Raw genomic sequence first — 18,109 nt, 5'->3', positions numbered from 1 at the left:
CCCGCAGCACATCGCGAACGCAAGATCAAGAGGGCCTTCCCGGCCATCTGGCCTGGTCCGGTTCGTATACCGAACTCGGGTCCGGTTACGCTCATGTACATGCATGCCTGGCCCGCTTCCGAGGTCCCCGCCCTGCCTGGTCAGGGCCGCGACCTGAGGATCCACGACACCGCGACCGGCGGCCTCGTCACCCTCGACCCCGGTCCCGTCGCCCGAATCTACGTCTGCGGCATCACGCCGTACGACGCCACCCACATGGGGCACGCGGCCACCTACAACGCGTTCGACCTCGTGCAGCGCGTGTGGCTCGACACCAAGCGCCAGGTGCACTACGTCCAGAACGTCACGGACGTCGACGACCCGCTCCTGGAGCGCGCCGAGCGCGACGGCGTCGACTGGGTCGCCCTCGCCGAGCAGGAGACGACCCTCTTCCGCGAGGACATGACCGCCCTGCGGATGCTGCCGCCGCGGCACTACATAGGCGCCGTCGAGGCCATACCCGGCATCGTGCCGCTCGTCGAGCGGCTGCGGGACCTCGGTGCCGCCTACGAGCTCGAAGGCGACATCTACTTCTCCGTCGGGTCCGACCCGCACTTCGGTCAGGTCTCGAACCTCGACGCCGCCGCCATGCGGCTGCTGTCCGCCGAACGCGGCGGCGACCCGGACCGTCCCGGCAAGAAGAACCCGCTCGACCCGATGCTGTGGATGGCCGCCCGCGAGGGCGAACCCAGCTGGGACGGCGGCTCCCTCGGACGCGGCCGGCCGGGCTGGCACATCGAGTGCGTCGCCATCGCCCTCGACCACCTCGGCATGACCTTCGACGTCCAGGGCGGCGGCTCCGACCTCGCCTTCCCGCACCACGAGATGGGCGCCTCGCACGCCCAGGTGCTCACCGGCGAGTTCCCGATGGCCAAGGCGTACGTCCACGCCGGCATGGTCGGGCTCGACGGCGAGAAGATGTCCAAGTCCCGCGGCAACCTGGTCTTCGTCTCCCGGCTGCGCCGCGACGGCGTCGACCCGGCCGCCATCCGCCTCGCCCTGCTCTCCCACCACTACCGCGCCGACTGGGAGTGGACCGACCAGGTCCTGGCCGACGCGGTGGCCCGCCTGGACCGCTGGCGGGCCGCGGTCTCCCGCCCGGACGGCCCGCCGGCCGAGGCCCTGGTGGAGGAGGTCCGCGAGGCCCTGAGCAACGACCTGGACGCCCCTTCCGCACTGGCGGCGGTCGACCGCTGGGCAGCACTCCAGGAGGAGAGCGGCGGCACGGACACGGGCGCGCCGGGAGTCGTCTCCCGGGCGGTGGACGCGCTGCTGGGCGTGGCCCTCTAGGAAGCGCCGCCGGCTCCCCGCGCCCCGCGAGGGGCGCCGGGGGCCCCGGCCGGAGGAATCGCGGGGGGCCGCCGCCGGAGCGCGGACGGCACCCGACCGACAGCAGGGGCGGTACGCGTCACGCGTACCGCCCCTGTCCGTCGTCTCAGTCCTCGGAGGTGTCCTCGCCGTCCGGCCCCGGCTCCACGTCCCCGGAACTTCCGGTGCTCCCGGGCGTGTCGGGCTTCGGCGGCCTGGGCGGCCGGGCCCTGCCGCCCGGACTGTCCCGCAGGTAGGGCGCGCTGTCGGTGCCGTCCGCCGTGGCATGGCCACCGGTCGGCGGATTCACGTCCCGGCGCCGCAGATAGCGCTCGAACTCGCGGGCGATCGCCTCGCCCGACGCCTCCGGCAGCTCGGCGGTGTCCCGGGCCTCCTCCAGCGTCTGCACGTACTCCGCGACCTCGGTGTCCTCGGCGGCCAGCTGGTCCACGCCGACCTGCCAGGCGCGCGCGTCCTCGGGCAGCTCGCCCAGCGGGATCCGCAGGTCGAGCAGGTCCTCCAGACGGTTGAGCAGCGCCAGTGTCGCCTTCGGGTTGGGCGGCTGGGAGACGTAGTGCGGGACGGCCGCCCAGAGCGAGACCGCCGGGACGCCCGCGTGCGTGCAGGCCTCCTGGAGGACGCCGACGATGCCCGTCGGACCCTCGTACTTGGTCTCCTCCAGGTCCATCCGCTGGGCCAGGTCGGAGTCGGAGGTGACCCCGCTGACCGGCACCGGACGCGTGTGCGGCGTGTCGCCCAGCAGGGCGCCCAGGACCACCACCAGTTCCACGCCGAGTTCATGGGCGAAGCCGAGCAGCTCATTGCAGAACGAGCGCCAGCGCATGGACGGCTCGATGCCTCTCACCAGCACCAGGTCGCGCGGTTTGTCGCCGCCGACGCGGACCACCGACAGCCGTGTGGTCGGCCAGGTGATCTTGCGCACGCCCGCGTCCATCCACACCGTGGGACGGTTGACCTGGAAGTCGTAGTAGTCCTCGGCGTCAAGGGCCGCGAACACCTCTCCCTTCCATTCCCGCTCCAGATGCGCGACCGCGGTGGAGGCGGCGTCGCCGGCATCGTTCCAGCCTTCGAACGCGGCCACCATGACTGGGTCGATCAGCTCGGGAACCCCCTCCAGCTCGATCACCCAGCGCCTCCTTCCGACGTACCCTCGCCTACGCCCCAACCTTACGGCGTCCGGCGGGGGCGCCCGCAGCCCCCTTGTACGGGGGAGTGAACGGATCACTGCCCCGTTCACCACCGTCGAACACCCTGATCCGGCGAGGAACCGGTCACGCGCGGTAAGCGCTTCACAGGCTGCTGCGCAGCCACTGCTCCACGCTCGCGATGTGCACGGTCGCCCAGGAACGGGCCGCCTCCGCGTCCCGGTCCCGCAGCGCGGCCAGGATCGCCCGGTGCTCGCGCAGGGTCCGGGCCACCGCGTCCTCCTGGGTCAGCCCGCGCCAGATCCGGGCCCGGGTGGTCGGCCCCGACAGGCCGTCAAGGAGCGAGCAGAGCACCGAGTTCCCGGAGCTCTGCACGATGACCCGGTGGAACTCCAGGTCGCAGGCGACCAGTTCCTCCACCGACGGCGCGCCGCCCAGGGCGTCCAACTGGGCCGCCAGCGCGTCCAGTTGCTGCTCGCCGATCCGGGAGGCGGCCATCGCGGTGGCGGCCGGCTCCAGGATCCGGCGCACCGCCAGGAACTCCAGGACCGTGTCGTCGCGGTGGAAGTCGACGACGAAGCTCATCGCCTCCAGGAGCAGTTGCGGGTCCAGGCTGGTGACGTAGGTGCCGTCGCCCTGCCGTACGTCCAGGATCCGGATCAGCGACAGGGCCCGCACCGCCTCCCGCAGCGAGTTGCGGGACAGGCCCAGTTCCGCGGCGAGTTCGCTCTCCTTCGGCAACCGGTCTCCGGGGCGCAGCGCACCGGAGACGATCATGTCCTTGATCTTCTCGATCGCCTCGTCGGTGACCGCCATACCGGCCTCCTCGCGCCCTGGACATCCGATGACTGCGTCACATTATGCGACCTGGTCAGGCCTCGGGAACCGGGTTCCGCCGCGGATCCGCCGACGTGCGCGGCGGCGCCCCGCGGGACGCGGCCTCACTCGGCGTCGAACCACTCCCGGCCGGCCGCCCAGTGCCGTACCCAGCCGGCGAACCCCGGCGCGGCCGTGGTGGACCCGAACTCCGCGCCGAACGGCATCGCGCCCTCGCCGGTGACCAGCCAGACGTGCCCCCGGTGCGCACCGGTCACCACCAGGTGCCAGTGCATGCCGCAGCCGTCGGTGCCCAGCGATATCGAGCCGTGGTGGGCGACGCGCACGGTCGCGGCGTCCCGCTCACCGGGGTCCTCGCAGGGCTCGTCCTCCCAGATCCAGGCCCGGGTGAGCGGGAACGGCAGGCCGGGCTGCTGGTACTCGGCGGTCCTCGCCAGCTCCCACAGGCCGTACTCCGGCGGCCCCTGGTACGACCCGTCCGTCAGCTCGGCCACGCACGTGCGGTACGGCTCCGGCAGCACCACCCCGTGCCGCGCCTCGAAGGCGTGCACCCCCGCCCAGCCGAGGGCCGGCGCGGCGCCGTCGGCCACGCCGAACGCCTCGCGCAGGGCGGCCAGTTCGGCCGGATCGGCCTGTTCGGTGTTCATGCGCCCATGGAAGCACCCGGCACTGACAGCGGGTGCGCGAAGGGGGCGGCTCCCTAGGGGAGGGGAGCCGCCCCCTCGCTGACCCGGCCCCGGTACGGCGGGGACGGGATCCCGGCGGCCGCCGGACCGGTCAGGAGGTCCGGCGCGCCGCCCGTGTCCTGGCCGTCTCGCGGCGGCTCACTTCTTGTCGAGCAGGTCCTGGACCTTCGCCCTGACGTCGTCCGTGGCCAGGCCGCGGATCGTCAGCGTGGTCCGGCGGCGCAGCACGTCGTCCGTGGTCTCGGCCCACTCGTGGTCGCGGGCCCAGACGACCTGCGCCCAGATCTCCGGGGCGTCCGGGTGGACGCGCTCGGCCAGCTCCGGGTGCTCGTTGGCGATCCGGGCTATGTCGAAGGCCAGCGAACCGTAGTGCGTGGCCAGGTGCTTGGCCGTGTCGGCGGCCATCCGCGGGCCGGGGGCCGGGTTGTCCACCAGCAGGCGGTGGGCGACCGCGCGCGGGTTGGCGACACCGGGCAGCGGCAGCTTCTTCGGCAGCGAGGCGATCGGCTCGAAGTCGTCGCCCAGCGGGTGGCCCGGCAGCGCCTCCAGCTTCTCCATGACGGTGCGGCCGATGTGCCGGAAGGTGGTCCACTTGCCGCCCGCCACGGACAGCATGCCGCCCCGGCCCTCGGTCACCACGGTCTCCCGCTTGGCCTTGGCGGTGTCGCCGGGGCCGCCCGGCAGCACCCGCAGGCCCGCGAAGGCGTAGGTGATCAGGTCACGGCTGAGCTGCTGGTCGCGGACCGAGAACGCGGCCTCGTCCAGGATCTGCGCGGTGTCCTTCTCGGTGACGGAGACGTCCGCCGGGTCGCCCTCGTACTCCTCGTCGGTGGTGCCGAGCAGGAGCATGTCCTCCCAGGGGAGGGCGAAGGTGATCCGGTACTTGTCGATGGGGGTCGCCAGGGCGGCCTTCCACGGAGCCGTCCGCTTCAGGACCAGGTGCGCGCCCTTCGACAGCCGGATGGACGGGGCCGCGTTCGGGTCCTCCATGCGGCGCAGGTGGTCGACCCAGGGGCCGGTCGCGTTGAGCACCAGCCGCGCGTTGACGCCGAACTCCTCGCCGGAGACCGCGTCCTTCAGGTCGGCGCCCGTGACCCGGCCCTTGGTGAAGCGCAGACCGGTGACCTGGGCGTGGTTGAGGACGACCGCGCCCGCCTCGACGGCCGCGCGGACCGTCATCAGCGCCATGCGGGCGTCGTTCATCTGGTCGTCGCCGTACACGGCCACGGCCTTGAGGTTCTCGGTGCGCAGCTCCGGCACGTCCCGCTGGGCCCGGGAGGGCGAGAGCAGGTGGCCGACGCCGTCACCGAACGCGGAGAGCGCGGAGTAGGCGAAGACGCCCGCCCCGAGCTTCGCGGCGCCGTGCGGACCGCCCTTGTACACGGGGAGGTAGAACGTGAGCGGGTTCGCCAGGTGGGGAGCCACCTGGCGGGAGACCGCACGGCGTTCGAAGTGGTTCTCCGCCACCAGCTTCACCGCGCCGGTCTGCAGGTAGCGCAGACCGCCGTGGAGGAGCTTGGAGGAGGCGGAGGAGGTGGCGCCGGCGAAGTCGCCGGCGTCGACCAGGGCCACCCTGAGGCCGGACTGCGCGGCGTGCCAGGCGGTGGAGATGCCCAGGATGCCGCCGCCGATCACAAGAAGGTCGTACGACGCCTTGGTGAGCTGCTCCCGGGTCTCGGCCCGGCTCGGCAGCGAGCCGGAGGCCGGGTGCGTTCCCAGGGCGGGCACGGACTGCAGGGTGGACTGACTGGTCATGTCGGGTTCTTACTCCTCGTCAGAGCTCGATCGTGAGAGCGTGCGCGCTCTCGTCAGCTCTCGTCGTCGATCCAGCCCATGGTCCGGTCGACGGCCTTGAGCCAGTTCTTGTACTCACGGTCGCGGGTCTCCGCGTCCATGCGGGGGGTCCACTCGGCGGCCCGGCGCCAGTTGGCGCGCAGCTCGTCGGTGCTGGACCAGAAGCCGACGGCGAGGCCGGCGGCGTAGGCGGCGCCGAGGCAGGTGGTCTCGGCGACCATCGGGCGCACCACCGGTGCGTCGAGGACGTCGGCGAGCTGCTGCATCAGCAGGTTGTTGGCGGTCATGCCGCCGTCCACCTTCAGGGCCACCAGCTCGTCGCCGGAGTCCTTGACCATGGCGTCCGCGATCTCGCGGGTCTGCCAGGCGGTGGCCTCCAGGACGGCGCGGGCCAGGTGCGCCTTGGTGACGTACCGGGTCAGGCCGGCGATCACACCGCGGGCGTCGGAGCGCCAGTGCGGGGCGAACAGACCGGAGAAGGCCGGCACGAAGTAGGCGCCGCCGTTGTCCTCGACCGAGAGCGCGAGCGTCTCGATCTCGGCCGCGGTGGAGATCAGCCCCATCTGGTCGCGCATCCACTGCACCAGCGAGCCGGTGACGGCGATCGAGCCCTCCAGCGCGTAGACCGTCGGCTCTTCGCCGATCTTGTAGCCGACCGTGGTCAGCAGGCCCGCGTAGGAGTTGATGATCTTGTCACCGGTGTTCATCACCATGAAGGTGCCGGTGCCGTAGGTGGACTTGGTCTCGCCCTCGGAGAAGCAGGTCTGGCCGAACAGGGCCGCCTGCTGGTCGCCGAGCGCGGAGGCGACCGGGATGCCGCCGAGCAGGTCGCCGAGCGGACCGCCGGTGACCTCGCCGTAGACCTCGGCGGAGGAGCGGATCTCGGGCAGGATCCGCAGCGGCACGCCGATGGACTCGGCGATCTTCTCGTCCCACTGCATGGTGTGCAGGTTCATCAGCATGGTGCGGGAGGCGTTGGTCACGTCGGTGAAGTGCTTGCCGCCGTCGACACCGCCGGTCAGGTTCCAGATGACCCAGGTGTCCATGGTGCCGAAGAGGATGTCGCCCGCCTCGGCGCGCTCCTTGAGGCCCTCGACGTTGTCGAGCAGCCAGCGGGCCTTGGGGCCGGCGAAGTAGGAGGCCAGCGGGAGGCCGGTCTCGCGGCGGAAGCGGTCCTGGCCGACGTTGCGGCCCAGCTCGCGGCAGAGGGCGTCGGTCCGGGTGTCCTGCCAGACGATGGCGTTGTAGACCGGCTCACCGGTGTTCTTGTCCCACAGCACGGTGGTCTCGCGCTGGTTGGTGATGCCGATGGCCTTGATGTCGTCGCGGGTGATGCCGGCCTTCTGGACGGCTCCGGCGACGACTTCCTGGACGTTGGTCCAGATCTCGTTGGCGTTGTGTTCGACCCAGCCCGGCTTGGGGAAGATCTGCTCGTGCTCCTTCTGGTCGACCGAGACGATACGGCCGTCCTTGTCGAAGACGATGCAGCGGCTGGAGGTCGTGCCCTGGTCGATCGCGGCGATGAACGGGCCTGCGGTGTGGGCGTCGGTCACTGTGTGCTCCTCGAAGATCCGTGGGGTGGGGCGGTACGTCTGCTGCGTCAGCCGTGGTGCGGAGATCTGCTTCTAAGCAAAGGCGACGTTGTAGATACCCGCGGCTATCGCTCCGCCGATCAGCGGACCGACCACCGGGATCCAGGCGTAGCTCCAGTCGGAGCCGCCCTTGTTGGGCAGGGGGAGCAGTGCGTGCACGATGCGGGGGCCGAGGTCACGGGCCGGGTTGATGGCGTACCCCGTCGGACCGCCGAGCGAGAGACCGATGGAGACGACGACCAGCGCGGTGATCAGACCGCCCAGGACGCCGAGGCCGTCGCCGTTGCCGTTGAGGCCCTGGGTGAGGACCGCCAGGATCAGTACGACGGTGCCGATGATCTCGGTGGCGAGGTTCTGCACCACGTTCCGGATCTCCGGGCCGGTGGAGAAGATGCCGAGGACCGGGCCCGCGCCCTTCTCCTCGGCCTCGACGGCCTTGGCCGCGGTGGCCTGGGCGCCGGGACCGCCGACGATCTCGCGGTCGGTGAGGTGCGCGTGGAACTGGCCGTAGTAGGCGGCCCACACCAGGGCCGCGCCGATCATCGCGCCGAGCAGCTGGCCCGCGAAGTAGACCGGAACGTTGCTCCAGTCGCTGTTCTTGATCGCGAGGGCGACGGTGACGGCCGGGTTGAGATGGGCGCCGGACAGCGGTCCGGAGATGTAGACCGCCGTCATGACGGCGAAGCCCCAACCGAAGGCGATGGCGAGCCAGCCGGCGTTGCGGGCCTTGGAGGCCTTGAGCGTGACGGCGGCGCACACGCCGCCGCCGAGCAGGATGAGTACGGCGGTACCGATGGTCTCGCCGATGAAGATGTCGGAGCTGGACACCCGCGACTCCTTTGTCCTTCGTCCAGGGAAGCCGAACCCCGAGTCCCGTCGGGGTGTTGGCGCCCTCGTGGGTGAGAGCGATTCCGGCCCTTGGCGTTGTCACACTCTAGCGCGTATTGCCGGTAGGTGTTCGACAATGCCGACCGATGGACGGGAGTCTCGCCCCGGTGTTACGCATGCGTCAAGAGTTCTGTTACGGAAAGCGCGATCGTTATTGATCGGTGAATTGGCCTTATGTCCTGTTCTGTCCGCATAAGGGTACGACTGAGGCCGGTCCGCCGACAGGCGGACCGGCCTCGGGGGTGGTCAGGGGCGCGCGGTCAGAACCGTCCGCCGCCCAGGTCCCGCGACACCGCGCGGGCGCAGTCCCGTACCGCGGCGATCAGCTCGGGCCGCAGCTCCCCGTCCTTGCGCAGCCGTTCCACCGCGCCCGTGATGCCCACCGCGCCCACCGGCATCCGCCTGCGGTCGTGGATGGGCGCCGCGATCGACGCCACGCCCTCCCAGGTCTCCTCCACGTCCGCCGCGTACCCCCGCGCGCGCGTGATGTCCAGGACGTGCTCGAAGGCGTCCAGGTCGCAGGTCGTGCGGTCGGTGAAGGGTTTGCGGTCGGCCTCCAGGGCCTCGCTGTGCGCCACCGGGTCGTAGGCCGACAGCACCTTGCCGAGGGCCGTGGAGTGCAGCGGCTGCATCGCCCCGATCTCCAGCACCTGCCGGCTGTCGTCGGGCCGGAACACGTGGTGCACGATCAGCACGCCCTGCTGGTGCAGGACGCCCAGGTGGACGCTCTCCCCGCTGGACCTGGCCAGGTCGTCGGTCCACACCAGCGCCCGTGCCCGCAGCTCGTGCACGTCCAGGTAGGTGGTGCCCAGCCGCAGCAGCTCGGCGCCCAGCTGATAGCGCCCCGAGGCCTCGTCCTGCTCGACGAACCCCTCCAGCTGGAGGGTGCGCAGGATGCCGTGCGCGGTGCCTTTGGCCAGACCCAGTGACGAGGCGATGTCGGACAGGCCGAGCCGTCGCTCGCCGCCCGCCAGCAGTCGCAGCATCGCGGCCGCCCGTTCGAGCGACTGGATGTTCCGTGCCATCGCAGTCCTGCCTCCGTCCCCTACGGCCATCGCCGTAAGACTGCCGTAACCGTCGTTCGGCAATGTCGAACACTACCGGTCGATGTCGACTCTCCGCTAATGGTCGATCGACACCCGTTACACCAGGCGTGGTCCGCGCTTACCCCGCGTGTCGCCCGCGGGGCACCGGCCGAGGACCGGGTTCCCGCGCGCGGCGCGTACGCCGTGGTGGGCGACATACTCGCCCATCCGGCACCTCACCTGCTCCCTCACTCGTCCGCCACATGGACGTCCTGCCCATCCGGGCCGCCACCCGGTTAGGCTGGCGCAGTGCGTCCGCCGGGCCCGGCCCGGTGGACCGCATAGCCGACAGCCGTCGCATCCAAGGGAGCCCTTCATGGCCTCGTCGCCACTGTCCCCTGCCGCCGACAGCCGGACCCGTGTGTCCGCGCTCCGCGAGGCGCTCGCCACCCGGGTGGTGGTCGCCGACGGAGCCATGGGCACCATGCTCCAGGCCCAGGACCCCACCCTGGACGACTTCCAGCAGCTCGAAGGCTGCAACGAGATCCTCAACGTGACCCGCCCCGACATCGTGCGCTCGGTCCACGAGGCCTACTTCGACGCGGGCGTGGACTGCGTCGAGACCAACACCTTCGGCGCCAACCACGCCGCGATGGCCGAGTACGACATCCCCGAGCGCGTCCACGAGCTGTCCGAGGCCGGCGCCCGCATCGCCCGGGAGACCGCCGACGCCTACTTCGCGAAGGACGGCCGCCGGCGCTGGGTGCTCGGCTCCATCGGCCCCGGCACCAAGCTGCCGACCCTCGGCCACATCGGGTACACCACCATCCGCGACGCCTTCCAGCTGAACGCCGAGGGCCTCATCGAGGGCGGCGCCGACGCGCTGATCGTGGAGACCACCCAGGACCTGCTCCAGACCAAGGCCGCCGTGATCGGCGCCCACCGCGCCCGCGAGATCGCCGGCCTGGACGTCCCGATCATCGTCTCCGTGACCGTCGAGACGACCGGCACCATGCTGCTCGGCTCCGAGATCGGCGCCGCGCTCACCGCGCTGGAGCCGCTCGGCATCGACATGATCGGCATGAACTGCGCCACCGGCCCCGCCGAGATGAGCGAGCATCTGCGCTACCTCTCCCGGCACTCCCGCATCAAGCTGTCCTGCATGCCCAACGCCGGCCTGCCCGTCCTCGGCAAGGACGGCGCCAGCTACCCGCTCACCGCCGCCGAGCTGGCCGACGCCCACGAGACCTTCGTACGGGACTACGGCCTCTCCCTGATCGGCGGCTGCTGCGGCACCACGCCCGAGCACCTGCGCCAGGTCGTCGAGCGGGTCCGGGGCGTCACGCCGCCCGAGCGCAGCCCGCGCCCCGAGCCCGGCGCCGCCTCCCTCTACCAGACCGTGCCGTTCCGGCAGGACACCTCGTACCTGGCCATCGGCGAGCGCACCAACGCCAACGGTTCCAAGAAGTTCCGCGAGGCCATGCTCGACGCCCGCTGGGACGACTGCGTGGAGATGGCGCGCGAGCAGATCCGCGAGGGCGCCCACATGCTGGACCTCTGCGTGGACTACGTCGGCCGGGACGGCGTCGCCGACATGCGGGAGCTGGCCGGCCGCTTCGCGACCGCCTCCACCCTGCCGATCGTCCTGGACTCCACCGAGGTCCCGGTCATCCAGGCCGGCCTGGAGAAGCTCGGCGGCCGCGCCGTCATCAACTCCGTCAACTACGAGGACGGCGACGGGCCGGAGTCCCGCTTCGCCAAGGTCACCACCCTGGCGCGCGAGCACGGCGCCGCGCTGATCGCGCTGACCATCGACGAGGAGGGCCAGGCCCGCACTCCGGAGAAGAAGGTCGAGATCGCCGAACGGCTGATCGATGACCTGACCGGGAACTGGGGCATCCTCGAGTCGGACATCCTCATCGACACCCTGACCTTCACCATCTGCACCGGCCAGGAGGAGTCCCGCGGCGACGGCATCGCCACCATCGAGGCGATCCGCGAACTCAAGCGCCGCCACCCGGACGTGCAGACCACGCTCGGCCTGTCCAACATCTCCTTCGGCCTCAACCCGGCGGCCCGCATCCTGCTCAACTCCGTCTTCCTCGACGAGTGCGTCAAGGCGGGCCTGGACTCGGCGATCGTGCACGCGAGCAAGATCCTGCCGATCGCCCGGTTCTCCGAGGAGGAGGTGCGGACCGCCCTCGACCTCGTCTACGACCGCCGCGCCGAGGGCTACGACCCGCTCCAGAAGCTGATGGCCCTCTTCGAGGGCGCCACCGCCAAGTCCCTCAAGGCCGGCAAGGCCGAGGAACTGGCCGCGCTCCCGCTGGACGAGCGCCTCAAGCGACGCATCATCGACGGCGAGAAGAACGGCCTGGAGGCCGACCTCGACGCGGCCCTCCAGGACCGCCCCGCCCTCGACATCGTCAACGAGACCCTGCTGGACGGCATGAAGGTCGTCGGCGAGCTGTTCGGCTCCGGCCAGATGCAGCTGCCGTTCGTCCTCCAGTCCGCCGAGGTCATGAAGTCCGCGGTCGCCTACCTCGAACCGCACATGGAGAAGTCGGACGCCGAGGGCAAGGGCACCATCGTGCTGGCCACCGTGCGCGGCGACGTCCACGACATCGGCAAGAACCTCGTCGACATCATCCTGTCCAACAACGGCTACAACGTCGTCAACCTCGGCATCAAGCAGCCCGTCTCCGCGATCCTGGAGGCCGCCGACGAGCACCGGGCCGACGTCATCGGCATGTCCGGCCTGCTGGTCAAGTCCACGGTGATCATGAAGGAGAACCTGGAGGAGCTGAACCAGCGCGGCCTGGCCGCCAGTTACCCGGTGATCCTGGGCGGCGCCGCCCTCACCCGGGCCTACGTCGAGCAGGACCTGCACGAGATCTACGAGGGCGAGGTCCGCTACGCGCGCGACGCCTTCGAGGGCCTGCGCCTGATGGACGCGCTCATCGGCGTCAAGCGCGGGGTGCCCGGCGCCAGCCTGCCGGAGCTGAAGCAGCGCCGGGTCCGGCCGGCCGCCACCGCCGAGGTCGAGGAACGGCCCGAGGAGGGCCACGTCCGCTCCGACGTCGCCGTCGACAACCCGGTGCCCGCCCCGCCGTTCTGGGACACCCGCGTCATCAAGGGCATCCAGCTCAAGGAGTACGCGAGCTGGCTCGACGAAGGCGCCCTCTTCAAGGGCCAGTGGGGTCTCAAGCAGGCCCGCACCGGCGAGGGACCGACGTACGAGGAACTCGTCGAGACCGACGGCCGGCCCCGGCTGCGCGGCCTGCTGGACCAGCTCCAGACCGAGAACCTGCTGGAAGCCGCCGTGGTCTACGGCTACTTCCGGTGCGTCTCCAAGGACGACGACCTGATCATCCTGGACGAGAGCGGCAACGAGCGGACCCGGTTCACCTTCCCCCGCCAGCGCCGCGGCCGCCGGCTGTGCCTCGCCGACTTCTTCCGTCCCGAGGAGTCGGGCGAGACGGACGTGGTCGGCCTCCAGGTCGTCACCGTCGGCTCCCGCATCGGCGAGCAGACCGCCCGGCTCTTCGAGGCCAACTCCTACCGCGACTACCTCGAACTGCACGGCCTGTCCGTCCAGCTGGCCGAGGCGCTCGCCGAGTACTGGCACGCGCGGGTCCGTTCCGAGCTGGGCTTCGCCGGCGAGGACCCCAGCGAGATGGAGGACATGTTCGCCCTGAAGTACCGGGGCGCGCGGTTCTCGCTCGGCTACGGCGCCTGCCCGAACCTGGAGGACCGGGCCAAGATCGCGGACCTGCTCGGGCCCGAGCGGATCGGCGTCCAGCTGTCCGAGGAGTTCCAGCTGCACCCCGAGCAGTCCACCGACGCCATCGTCATCCACCACCCGGAGGCGAAGTACTTCAACGCGCGCTGAGCGGTACGGCCGCGGGTCATGGGCCCTGCGGGTGCTCGGCGACACCGAGACACGTGCCACAGAGCATATTGATCGGATAAGTCGTACACTGGTCGGTCCACAGCAGGCCGGTTCCCCGCATGGGAACCGGCCTGCTCGTCCCTCAAGGAGGTACGTGGATGACCAGCACGGTCCCCGCGCTCGGAACCCGTACGGCGGAAGGCTCGGCCCTCCAGGCGGTGCTCCTCGACATGGACGGCACCCTGGTGGACACCGAGGGCTTCTGGTGGGACGTCGAGGTCGAGATCTTCGCCGGCCTCGGCCACACCCTCGACGAGTCCTGGCGCCATGTGGTGGTCGGCGGCCCCATGACCCGCAGCGCCGGGTTCCTCATCGAGGCCACCGGCGCCGCCATCACGCTCGCCGACCTCAGCGTGCTCCTCAACGAAGGCTTCGAGCAGCGCATCGGCACCGCGCTGCCGCTGATGCCGGGCGCCAAGCGGCTGCTCGCCGAGCTGCACGAGCAGCAGGTCCCCACCGCCCTGGTCTCGGCCTCGCACCGGCGCATCATCGACCGGGTCCTGACCTCGCTCGGCCCCCACCACTTCACCCTCTCCGTGGCCGGCGACGAGGTCTCCCGCACCAAGCCCTATCCGGACCCGTACCTGCTCGCCGCCGCGGGCCTGGGCGTGGATCCGGCCAGGTGCGCGGTGATCGAGGACACCGCGACCGGGGTCGCCTCCGCCGAGGCCGCCGGCTGCCAGGTGGTCGCCGTCCCGTCCGTGGCACCCATCGCCCCCGCCGAGCGGCGGACCGTGGTCGGCTCCCTGGAAGACGTCGACCTGGCATTTCTCCGCGGGCTGATGACGGAAATGCGCTAGCCGTTCACCCAGCGTGCGAGCGGCATTGGACGAAATCCCCGCTCGGGTCATTCAATGGAATTCGCAACTGTTCAACCGGCTGAATTCCGTCGCCGCCCCTGACTGTCGCGCGTGTGATGTTCCCCACGTGCGCGGGGGTCGACAACGTTGCCCGCGTGTGCCGCTTCCCCCCTGATCGGGGGGAAATCAGGCACCCTTGTGTCCCGATTGGGCAGCGGCTGCACTAATCCTGCCGCCGTCGGGTTTTCGGTCTGTCCGCACCCGGTTCCACTGCGTGATGGAACCTCAACTCAGGGGCCAGTCAGCCCTCCTGCGGGCGCGGACTAATGTCAGCGCGAGAACATCGCCGCTACCCCCGTGATCCGCTTCGACACCCCTGTTTGTCGGATACACGGACTCGATCAGCTCTGGAGAACTTCGAGCATGAACCGCAAGACTTTGGTGCTGCCGGCCGTCATCGGTCTGCTCACTCCGGTTCTCGCCGCGTGCGGTGGATCCGACAGTGGGAGCAACGGCGACGGCGCGATCGTGGTCGGCACCACCGACCGGTTCACCGCCACGAAGGACGCCCCGGCGCCGGTCGACCCCGCCTACTCCTACGACGTCGGCGGCTGGAACATCCTGCGCCAGACGGTCCAGACCCTCATGTCGCAGCCCAAGGGCGACGGCGACCCGGTCCCGGACGCCGCCGAGAGCTGCTCCTTCACCGACAGCGGCAGCGAGCGCTACGCCTGCAAGCTGCGCGAGGGCCTGAAGTTCTCCGACGGTGACGCGATCACCTCCGCGGACGTCAAGTACTCCATGGAGCGTGCCCTGCGCATCAAGGCCGACAGCGGTGTCTTCTCCCTCCTCTCGAACATCGACACGATCGAGACCCAGGGGGACCGCGAGGTCATCTTCCACCTCAAGTCGCCGGACGCCACCTTCCCGTACAAGCTGTCCACTCCGGTCGCGGGCATCGTGAACCCGAAGGACTACGAGAAGGACAAGCTGCGCGACGGCTTCGACGTCGACGGCTCCGGGCCCTACACCTTCAAGGCCGACGTCCAGAACAACGAGATGGTCTCCGCCACCTTCACCAAGAACCCGAATTACAAGGGCAGCGTGACGGTGAACAACGACAAGGTCGTCATGCGGTCGTTCAAGGACGCCGACGCCATGGGCCAGGCGATCGACAAGGGCGACATCGACGTCATGACCCGCACCATGTCGCCGTCCCAGATCAGCAAGCTCGACGCCGGTGACGACTCCAACGTCGAACTCGTCGAGATGTCCGGCCTGGAGATCCGCTACCTCGGCTTCGACACCAACGCGCCGACGGTCAAGACCCAGGCCGTCCGCCAGGCGATGGCCCAGCTCATCGACCGCGCCACGCTCGTCGCCAAGGTGTACGGCTCGCAGGCCGAGCCGCTGTACTCGCTGGTCCCGGCCTCCGTCACCGGCCACTCCAACGCCTTCTTCAACAAGTACGGCGACCCCAGCGTCGACAAGGCCAAGGCCCTGCTGGCCGGTGCCAACATCACCACCCCGGTGAAGCTGACGCTGCACTACACGACCGACCACTACGGCCCGGCCACCAAGGACGAGTTCGAGGTCCTGCGGCAGCAGCTGAACAGCAGCGGACTGTTCGACGTCGACATCAAGGGCACCCCCTGGTCGACGTACCAGACCGCCGAGCGCAAGCAGGCCTACGACGTCTACGGCATGGGCTGGTTCCCCGACTTCCCGGACGCCGACAACTTCCTCGCGCCGTTCCTCGACAAGAACAACTTCCTCGCGTCGCCCTACGCGAACAGCAAGATCATCAACAAGCTGATCCCCGAGTCCCGCCGCACCGCCGACCGGCTCAGCGCCTCCGGCAGCCTCACCGAGATCCAGGACATCGTCGCCGACGAGGTCCCGGTGCTGCCGCTGTGGCAGGGCAAGCAGTACGTCGCCGCCCGCGACGACATCACGGGTGTCGCCTACGCCCTCAACTCCTCCTCCAGCCTGCAGCTGTGGGAGCTGGGCCGCGGCACCGGCAACTGACGACCGCTCACCACGGTCCCGGCCGACGCGAAGGGCGCCCCGCTCGATCGAGCGGGGCGCCCTTCGCGTCGTGGCGCGTCCGGCCGGGCGACGCGCGGCCTACTGGGCGCCGGGACGCACCAGGCCGCTCTCGTACGCGTACACCGCCGCCTGCACGCGGTCCCGCAGCCCCAGCTTGGTCAGCACGTGCCCCACATGCGTCTTCACCGTGGTCTCGCTGACGAACAGGTCGGCGGCAATCTCCGCGTTCGACAGTCCGCGCGCGACCAGCTTCAGCACCTCCACCTCACGGTCCGTGAGGGTGTGCAGGGTGTCCGGCACCGGCTCCTCGCCGGACGGCAGATGCGTGGCGTACTTGTCCAGCAGCCGGCGCGTGATGCTCGGCGCCAGCATCGCCTCACCGCCCGCGACCACCCGGATCGCCTGCACCAGTTCGTTGGCCGGGGCGTCCTTCAGCAGGAAGCCGCTGGCCCCCGCGCGCAGCGCCTCCACCACGTACTCGTCCAGGTCGAAGGTGGTCAGCACCAGCACCTTCGCCGGGCCGTCCCGGCCGGGCCCGGTGATCTGCCGGGTCGCCTCCACGCCGTCCATCCGCGGCATCCGGATGTCCATCAGCACCACGTCGGGCTGGAGGGCGCGCACCTGGTCGAGAGCCTGGAGACCGTCTCCGGCCTCGCCCACGACGGCGATGTCCTGCTCGGCCTCCAGGATCATCCGGAACCCGGTTCGCAGCAGCGGCTGGTCGTCGACCAGTAGGACACGGATGGCCACAGGGCGTCTCCTTCGGTGGGGGATGTCTTCGGGACCGGACCGGCGGACAGGAACACCGCCCGGCGGCCGACGCACCGGACCCCGCTCACCGGTGCCGACGAGGCGCCGCCGAACTCCCGCGGCCCGATCCGCCGGACGGCCCCTAGTCCGCGCCCATTCTGCCCTGCCCGGCGTCCTCGGACCCGGCCGACCTCACCGGCAGCGGGTAGGGCGGGGGAGTGCCGCCGAACTCCGGGCAGTGCGCCTGGTGGTCGCACCAGCCGCACAGCTTCGTCGGACGCGGCCGCCACTCCCCGGTCTCCGTCGCCTGCCGGATCGCCTCCCACAGCGCGAGCAGCTTGCGCTCCACCCGCTCCAGGTCGGCGAGGACCGGGTCGTACGTCAGCACGTCGCCGCTGCCGAGATAGACCAGCTGCAGCCGCCTCGGCACCACGTTCTTCAGCCGCCACACCACCAGCGCGTAGAACTTCATCTGGAACAGCGCGCCCTCGGCGTACTCGGGCCGCGGTGCCTTGCCGGTCTTGTAGTCGACGATCCGCACCTCGCCGGTCGGCGCCACGTCGACCCGGTCGATGATCCCGCGCAGCCGCAGCCCCGACTCCAGCTCGGTCTCGACGAACAGCTCCCGCTCCACCGGCTCCAGCCGGACCGGATCCTCCAGCGTGAACCAGCGCTCGACCAGCCGCTCCGCCTCGCCGAGCCAGCGGGTCAGCCGCTCGCCCTCGGGATCGTCCGCGAACAGCTCACCGACCTCGGGCCGGTTCTCCCGCAGCCGGTCCCACTGCCCCGGGACCAGCGACTTGGCCCGTGGCGCGGTCCGCTCCGCCGCGGGCGCGTCGAAGAGCCGCTCCAGGACCGCGTGCACCAGCGTCCCGCGGGTCGCCGCCTCGCTCGGTTTCTCCGGCAGCCGGTCGATCACCCGGAACCGGTACAGCAGCGGACACTGCATGAAGTCACTGGCCCGCGACGGCGACAGCGACGACGGCGGACCGGCCGCCGCCGACCGCACCGCCGTGACCGGCCCTTCCTCCTGCGTGACGGCCGCGCCCTCGGCCCGCGGGGCGTCCTCGATGCTGCTCTCCATGACCACAGACCATACGGCCCGCCACTGACAGTCACCCAACCCGCGCGACGCCCCGGCCAACACAAGGGGTGCCGGGGCGGAACGTGTCACGACGGCCGCATACCATCGACCGGAGACGACGCATCTAACGAGGGGACAC

Annotated in this window: 13 protein-coding genes; 4 read left to right on the top strand and 9 right to left on the bottom strand. The window is 70.7% G+C overall.

All coding sequences use genetic code 11. The features are described from left to right. The first annotated feature begins 99 nt into the window (after window positions 1-99). Window positions 100-1,329 carry a cysteine--1-D-myo-inosityl 2-amino-2-deoxy-alpha-D-glucopyranoside ligase gene (gene mshC / locus ACIQOE_RS31115; protein ID WP_365562467.1) on the top strand — a complete coding sequence of 410 codons (1,230 nt, stop codon included), beginning with the start codon at window positions 100-102 and terminating at the stop codon, window positions 1,327-1,329. 145 nt (window positions 1,330-1,474) lie between these two features. Here the strand turns inward: mshC and ACIQOE_RS31110 are convergent, their stop codons facing one another. The 7 genes from ACIQOE_RS31110 to ACIQOE_RS31080 all read right to left on the bottom strand — a co-directional run bounded on the left by ACIQOE_RS31110 (window position 1,475) and on the right by ACIQOE_RS31080 (window position 9,335). Next, the gene (locus ACIQOE_RS31110; RefSeq protein ID WP_351320475.1) at window positions 1,475-2,494 is read right to left on the bottom strand and encodes a PAC2 family protein; all 1,020 of its coding nucleotides are present in this window, start codon (window positions 2,492-2,494) and stop codon (window positions 1,475-1,477) included. A 163-nt stretch (window positions 2,495-2,657) separates the two neighbouring features. Then, entirely contained in the window at window positions 2,658-3,329 is a 672-nt protein-coding gene (locus ACIQOE_RS31105; RefSeq protein WP_401414970.1) for a FadR/GntR family transcriptional regulator, read from the bottom strand. A gap of 125 nt (window positions 3,330-3,454) precedes the next feature. Then, window positions 3,455-3,997: an SMI1/KNR4 family protein gene (locus ACIQOE_RS31100; RefSeq protein WP_351320471.1), complete on the bottom strand. Its 543-nt coding sequence runs from the start codon at window positions 3,995-3,997 to the stop codon at window positions 3,455-3,457. A gap of 177 nt (window positions 3,998-4,174) precedes the next feature. After that, on the bottom strand, window positions 4,175-5,791 hold the full coding sequence (locus tag ACIQOE_RS31095) for a glycerol-3-phosphate dehydrogenase/oxidase (protein WP_351320469.1): 1,617 nt from the start codon (window positions 5,789-5,791) through the stop codon (window positions 4,175-4,177). Window positions 5,792-5,844: 53 nt separating this feature from the next. Further along, window positions 5,845-7,383, bottom strand: coding sequence for a glycerol kinase GlpK (gene glpK / locus ACIQOE_RS31090; protein WP_351940269.1), 1,539 nt, complete (start codon window positions 7,381-7,383; stop codon window positions 5,845-5,847). Between the two features lie 72 nt (window positions 7,384-7,455). After that, window positions 7,456-8,250 carry an MIP/aquaporin family protein gene (locus tag ACIQOE_RS31085; protein ID WP_351320465.1) on the bottom strand — a complete coding sequence of 265 codons (795 nt, stop codon included), beginning with the start codon at window positions 8,248-8,250 and terminating at the stop codon, window positions 7,456-7,458. A gap of 320 nt (window positions 8,251-8,570) precedes the next feature. After that, the gene (locus tag ACIQOE_RS31080; protein ID WP_351320463.1) at window positions 8,571-9,335 is read right to left on the bottom strand and encodes an IclR family transcriptional regulator; all 765 of its coding nucleotides are present in this window, start codon (window positions 9,333-9,335) and stop codon (window positions 8,571-8,573) included. 376 nt (window positions 9,336-9,711) lie between these two features. Between ACIQOE_RS31080 and metH the strand changes: the two genes are divergently transcribed. From metH to ACIQOE_RS31065, 3 genes are all read left to right on the top strand, one after another. Then, window positions 9,712-13,227: a methionine synthase gene (gene metH / locus ACIQOE_RS31075; RefSeq protein ID WP_401414966.1), complete on the top strand. Its 3,516-nt coding sequence runs from the start codon at window positions 9,712-9,714 to the stop codon at window positions 13,225-13,227. 158 nt (window positions 13,228-13,385) lie between these two features. After that, window positions 13,386-14,087, top strand: a complete 702-nt coding sequence (locus ACIQOE_RS31070) for an HAD family hydrolase (protein ID WP_401414964.1) — start codon at window positions 13,386-13,388, stop codon at window positions 14,085-14,087. A 423-nt stretch (window positions 14,088-14,510) separates the two neighbouring features. Further along, window positions 14,511-16,115, top strand: a complete 1,605-nt coding sequence (locus ACIQOE_RS31065; RefSeq protein WP_351320457.1) for an ABC transporter substrate-binding protein — start codon at window positions 14,511-14,513, stop codon at window positions 16,113-16,115. Window positions 16,116-16,214: 99 nt separating this feature from the next. Here ACIQOE_RS31065 and ACIQOE_RS31060 read toward each other — a convergent pair whose 3' ends face one another. Together ACIQOE_RS31060 and ACIQOE_RS31055 are read right to left on the bottom strand one after the other, a co-directional pair. Beyond that, the gene (locus ACIQOE_RS31060) at window positions 16,215-16,886 is read right to left on the bottom strand and encodes a response regulator transcription factor (RefSeq protein ID WP_020939010.1); all 672 of its coding nucleotides are present in this window, start codon (window positions 16,884-16,886) and stop codon (window positions 16,215-16,217) included. Between the two features lie 142 nt (window positions 16,887-17,028). Continuing rightward, window positions 17,029-17,970: a RecB family exonuclease gene (locus ACIQOE_RS31055; RefSeq protein ID WP_365562457.1), complete on the bottom strand. Its 942-nt coding sequence runs from the start codon at window positions 17,968-17,970 to the stop codon at window positions 17,029-17,031. Between the last annotated feature and the right edge of the window lie 139 nt (window positions 17,971-18,109).

Origin of the sequence: Streptomyces sp. NPDC091282, assembly GCF_044757385.1 — a bacterium.
Lineage (GTDB): Bacteria > Actinomycetota > Actinomycetes > Streptomycetales > Streptomycetaceae > Streptomyces > Streptomyces gramineus.
The sequence above is the reverse complement of the archived record's forward strand: the minus strand, read 5'-3'. Positions and strand labels throughout refer to the sequence as shown.

What these genes read in the sequence shown, in the direction of transcription:
- ACIQOE_RS31095 (WP_351320469.1), bottom strand. Translation starts at nt 5,791, where the DNA reads ATGACCAGTCAGTCCACCCTGCAGTCCGTGCCCGCCCTGGGAACGCAC.
- ACIQOE_RS31105 (WP_401414970.1), bottom strand. Translation starts at nt 3,329, where the DNA reads ATGGCGGTCACCGACGAGGCGATCGAGAAGATCAAGGACATGATCGTC.
- ACIQOE_RS31055 (WP_365562457.1), bottom strand. Translation starts at nt 17,970, where the DNA reads ATGGAGAGCAGCATCGAGGACGCCCCGCGGGCCGAGGGCGCGGCCGTC.
- ACIQOE_RS31100 (WP_351320471.1), bottom strand. Translation starts at nt 3,997, where the DNA reads ATGAACACCGAACAGGCCGATCCGGCCGAACTGGCCGCCCTGCGCGAG.
- ACIQOE_RS31065 (WP_351320457.1), top strand. Translation starts at nt 14,511, where the DNA reads ATGAACCGCAAGACTTTGGTGCTGCCGGCCGTCATCGGTCTGCTCACT.
- mshC (WP_365562467.1), top strand. Translation starts at nt 100, where the DNA reads ATGCATGCCTGGCCCGCTTCCGAGGTCCCCGCCCTGCCTGGTCAGGGC.
- ACIQOE_RS31070 (WP_401414964.1), top strand. Translation starts at nt 13,386, where the DNA reads ATGACCAGCACGGTCCCCGCGCTCGGAACCCGTACGGCGGAAGGCTCG.
- metH (WP_401414966.1), top strand. Translation starts at nt 9,712, where the DNA reads ATGGCCTCGTCGCCACTGTCCCCTGCCGCCGACAGCCGGACCCGTGTG.
- ACIQOE_RS31080 (WP_351320463.1), bottom strand. Translation starts at nt 9,335, where the DNA reads ATGGCACGGAACATCCAGTCGCTCGAACGGGCGGCCGCGATGCTGCGA.